This window comes from Streptomyces sp. NPDC037301 (assembly GCF_055602785.1).
In genome coordinates, this window is the sequence record NZ_JBVJWD010000136.1 from 1 (window position 1) to 4470 (window position 4470).

Below are 4470 nucleotides of genomic sequence, written 5' to 3' on the forward strand. Positions count from 1 at the left end.
GGCTCCAACGCGGCCGCGCACTCGCCGAACCGCTCCGCGAACACCTGCGAAGAATCCAGCAACTCCACCGCCATACCCGCCCACTGGCTGCCCTGACCCGGGAAGACGAACACCACACCGTCAGCCCTGTCCGCCCGTACCCCGGACACCACCCCCTCGGCGGACTCGCCTGCCGCCACCGCCTCCAGCCCCGCCAGCAGCTCCTCACGATCCGAGCCCAGCACCACCGCCCGGTGCTCAAGACCCGCCCGCGACGACACCAGCGAGTAGCCGGCACCCGTGAGCGACGCGTCCGACGACGTCATGAACTCCCGCAACCGCGCCGCCTGCCCACGCAACCCCGCAGCCGACTTCCCCGAAAGCGCCCACGGCACCACACCGCCACCGGCCACCACACCGACCTGACCCGGCTCGCCACCCGCGACCGCGGCCGGCTCCACCTCGGCCGACTCCTCCACGGGAGCCTGTTCCACGATCACGTGCGCGTTCGTCCCGCTCACACCGAACGACGACACACCCGCTCGCCGTACCCGACCCGTCTCCGGCCACGCACGGCCCTCGGTCACCAACGCCACCGCACCCGACGACCAGTCCACGTGCGGCGTCGGCGCATCGACGTGCAAGGTCCTCGGCACCACACCGTGCCGCATCGCTTCCACCATCTTGATCACGCTGGCCACGCCTGCGGCGGCCTGCGTGTGACCGATGTTGGACTTGAGGGAGCCCAGCAGCAGCGGCCGTTCCCCGGGCCGGTCCTGGCCGTACGTCGCCAGCAGCGCCTGCGCCTCGATGGGGTCGCCCAGTGCCGTGCCGGTGCCGTGCGCCTCGACGACGTCGACCTCGGAGCCCTTCATCCCTGCGCTCGTCAGCGCCTGCCGGATCACGCGCTGCTGCGCGGGGCCGTTGGGCGCGGTCAGTCCGCTGGAGGCGCCGTCCTGGTTGACTGCCGAGCCGCGGATCACGGCGAGAACCTGATGACCGTTGCGCCGTGCGTCCGAGAGCCGCTCGACCAGCAGCAGGCCCACTCCCTCGGCCGCGCTCATGCCGTCAGCGGACGCGGCGAACGCCTTGCAGCGGCCGTCGCGTGCCAGGCCCTGCTGCCGGCTGAACTCCGTGAACAGGTCAGGCGTCGACATGACCGCGACCCCGCCCGCGAGCGCCATCGAGCACTCGCCCTGGCGCAGCGCCTGAATCGCGAGGTGCAGCGCCACCAGCGAAGAGGAGCACGCCGTGTCCACCGTGACGGCGGGACCGGTCAGGCCGAAGCTGTAGGAGATACGCCCCGAGGCCACACTGCCCGCGGTGCCCGTCATGGCGTGACCCTCGACCTCTTCGGGGATCGCGGGCAGCCTGCTGCCGTAGTCGCGGAAGCTGGAGCCGATGAAGACGCCGGTCCTGCTGCCCTCCAGGGCGTCGGGGGCGATGCCGGAACGCTCGAACAGCTCCCAGGAGGTCTCCAGCAGGATCCGCTGCTGCGGGTCCATGGCGAGCGCCTCGCGCGGCGAGATCCCGAAGAAGTCGGCGTCGAACCGCCCGGCGTCATGCAGGAATCCGCCCTCGGCCACGTACGAGCTGCCAGGGCGCTCTCCGGTCACGTCCACCAGGGATGCCGCGTCCCAGCCGCGGTCGGTGGGGAGTCCGGTGATGGCGTCGCCGCCCTCAGAGAGCAGCCGCCACAGGTCCTCGGGAGAGGCGACCCCGCCGGGGAACCGGCAGCTCATCCCGATGATCGCCATCGGCTCGCTGTCCACCGACTCCGCGGCCTGCAGCCGCGATTGGGTCTCCTTCAGCTCGGCTGTGACCCGGGTCAGATAGTAACGGAGCTTATTGGCGTCGTCCATGCTTGCGTGCCCCCGAAAGTGAGACGGAAGTGTGGCGTGCGCCCCGCGGAAAGGCGCGTGTCAGAACCGCGGCGTCGATCAGGGGCTCAGGAGATCCCGAACTCTTTGCCGATGTACTTGAAGAGGTCGTCGTTGCTCGCGGATTCGAGGTCTTCGGCGTCGATGGCTTCCTCGCCGTCCACACCTGGTCCGGATGCGGTACGCAGCAACTGCCGCAGCCGCCCCGCCAGTTCGACTCTGGAGGGGTCTCCGTCGGGCAGTTGCCCCAGGAGCGCCTCGAGCTGGTCGAGTTCGGCCGTGCCGGGAGCTGCCGCGTCCGTGGAGCCCTCGGTCCTGTCCTCGTCGCCGAACAGTGCGTCGCCGAGGTAGCGCACGAGTTCGTGCACGGTCGGACAGTCGAAGACGATCGTGGTGGGCAGTCGCAGACCGGTCGCCGTGTTGAGCCGGTTGCGCAGTTCCACGGCGGTGACCGAGTCCAGGCCGAGTTCCAGGAACCGGCGCCGGAGTTCCACCGTCTCCCCGGAGTCGTGGCCGAGTACGGCTGCCACCTGCGTACGGACCGTCGTGCGCAACTGCCGTTCGCGCTCGGCCGGTGCGAGGCCGGCCAGCCGCTCGGACAGCGTGAGGGTGGCGGCCGCGTCGGTGGGTTCGTCCCTCGTGAGTACGGCGCGGGCCTCCGGCAGTTCGTCGAGCAGACGGCTGGGCCTGGCCGCGGTGTAGGAGTACGCGAACCTCTTCCAGTCGATGTCCGCGATCACGAGGCTGGTGTCGCCGTGGGCGAGCGCCGTCTCCAGTCCGGCGGTGGCGCGCTCCGGCTGGAGCAGCGCCACGCCGTGCCGGATGCTGGTGTCGCCGACCACGTCCCGGCCTGCCATGCCGCCCCTGGCCCAGGAACCCCAGGCCACGGAGGTGGCCACGAGCCCCTGTGCACGGCGGTACTGGGCGAGTGCGTCCAGGTAGGCGTTGCCCGGCGCGTAGTTGCCCTGGCCCGCCATGCCGACCGTGCCCGCCAGCGACGAGAACAGCACGAAGGCGGAAAGCCCCACGTCCTTCGTCATCTCGTGCAGTTGGTGTGCCGCACCTGCCTTGACCCGCAGCACCCGGTCGAGCTGCTCGGGCGTCAGCGTGGTGAGCGCCCCGTCGTCCAGTACGGCCGCGGTGTGCACCACAGCGGTCAGCGGGCAGTCGTCGGGCACCGAGCCCAACAGGTGGCGCAAGGCCTCCGGGTCTGCCACGTCGCAGGCGACCGTGGTGACGCGGGCTCCGGTGGCGGCCAGTTCGGCTTCGAGGTCGGTGGCGCCAGGGGCCGTACCGCCCTGCCTGCTGACGAGCAACAGGTGCTCGGCGCCCTGAGCAGCCAGTCGCCTGGCGACCTCGCTGCCGAGCGCGCCGGTGCCGCCCGTGATCAGTACCGTGCCCTTGCCCGGCGTCCAGCCGTCGCCCAGTGCGTCACCGAGAGGCGCGCGGACGAGCCGGCGCCCGTAGGTCGCGGTCGAGCGGACCGCGACCTGGTCCTCGTCTGCCTCGGCCGCGAGCACTTCGCACAGCCGCGCGAGGGCGCGCTCGTCCGGCTCCCGCGGGAGGTCGACCAGACCGCCCCAGCGGGTCGGCAGTTCCTGGGCCGCCACCCGGCCGAGGCCCCAGACCAGCGCCTGCGCCGGGCTGGTGAGCGGGTCCCGCTCACCGATGGACACCGCGCCCTGGGTGACGCACCACAGTGCGGCGTCCGAGTCGGCAGCCTCCAACTGCTGTAACAGCGCTAGGTTCTGGGCATATCCGGCCGGGGTGGCGGATGCGTCCGCGAGCGGACTCTCGTCCTGCGCGAGCAGCGACAGCACGCCGGCTGCCGCGGAGTGAGCGGCCAGGGCCTCGGCCCACGGACGCTCGCCCTGCCCTCCGTCGTCGGCGCCGCTCACGACCAGCGGTTCGACCACGGCCCCCTGTGCGCGCAGGGCCCCGGCCACTGTCTCGTACAGCGCGCCGTCGAGCCGGTCCGGGGTGACGGCGACCAGCCAGGTTCCGGACAGGGCGGCCTTGGGGCCGGCGGGCAGCGACTTCCAGTGCGCCCGGTACCGCCACGACTCCATGCTGACCGCTTCCGCCTGCCGCTTGTGCCAAGCGGAGAGCGCTGGCAGTACGGCCGTCAGCCCGGTCTGCGCCTCGTCCAGCCGCAGGGTCTTCGCGAGTCCCTCCAGATCCTCGCGCTCCACCACCTCCCAGAAGGCGGCGTGCGGATCCGCGCTCGCCGCGGGGCAGGCCGGCGCGGTGTCGAACCAGTAGTGCTTGGTCTGGAACGCGTAGGTCGGCAGTTCCACCCGCCGGGCCCCGGTACCTGCGAACACCGCCTGCCAGCCCGGCACCCCACCCTGCACCCACAGCTGGGCCAGGGACCTCAACCACCGCTCCGGACCACCCTCACCACGGCGTAGGGTGCCGCCCGCGTACACCTCGATACCCATCGCCTCACCGGTCTCCTCGACCGGAGACGTCAGCACCGGATGGGCGCTCACCTCCACGAAGGTGGTGTGACCGTCGGCGATGAGCCCGCGAACCGTCTCCTCAAAACGCACCGGCTGACGCAGATTGCGATACCAGTAATCCGCGTCCGCCACACCGTCCGCGAGCAACT

General features: G+C 71.6%; 2 protein-coding genes. Both read right to left on the reverse strand.

Annotated elements, in window-relative coordinates; genetic code table 11:
* Positions 1–1841: type I polyketide synthase (locus ACZ7IB_RS48755; protein ID WP_470921791.1), on the reverse strand; the 1841-nt coding region annotated here is incomplete at its 3' end.
* A gap of 86 nt (positions 1842–1927) precedes the next feature.
* On the reverse strand, positions 1928–4470 hold a 2543-nt coding region (locus ACZ7IB_RS48760), incomplete at its 5' end, for an SDR family NAD(P)-dependent oxidoreductase (protein ID WP_470921793.1).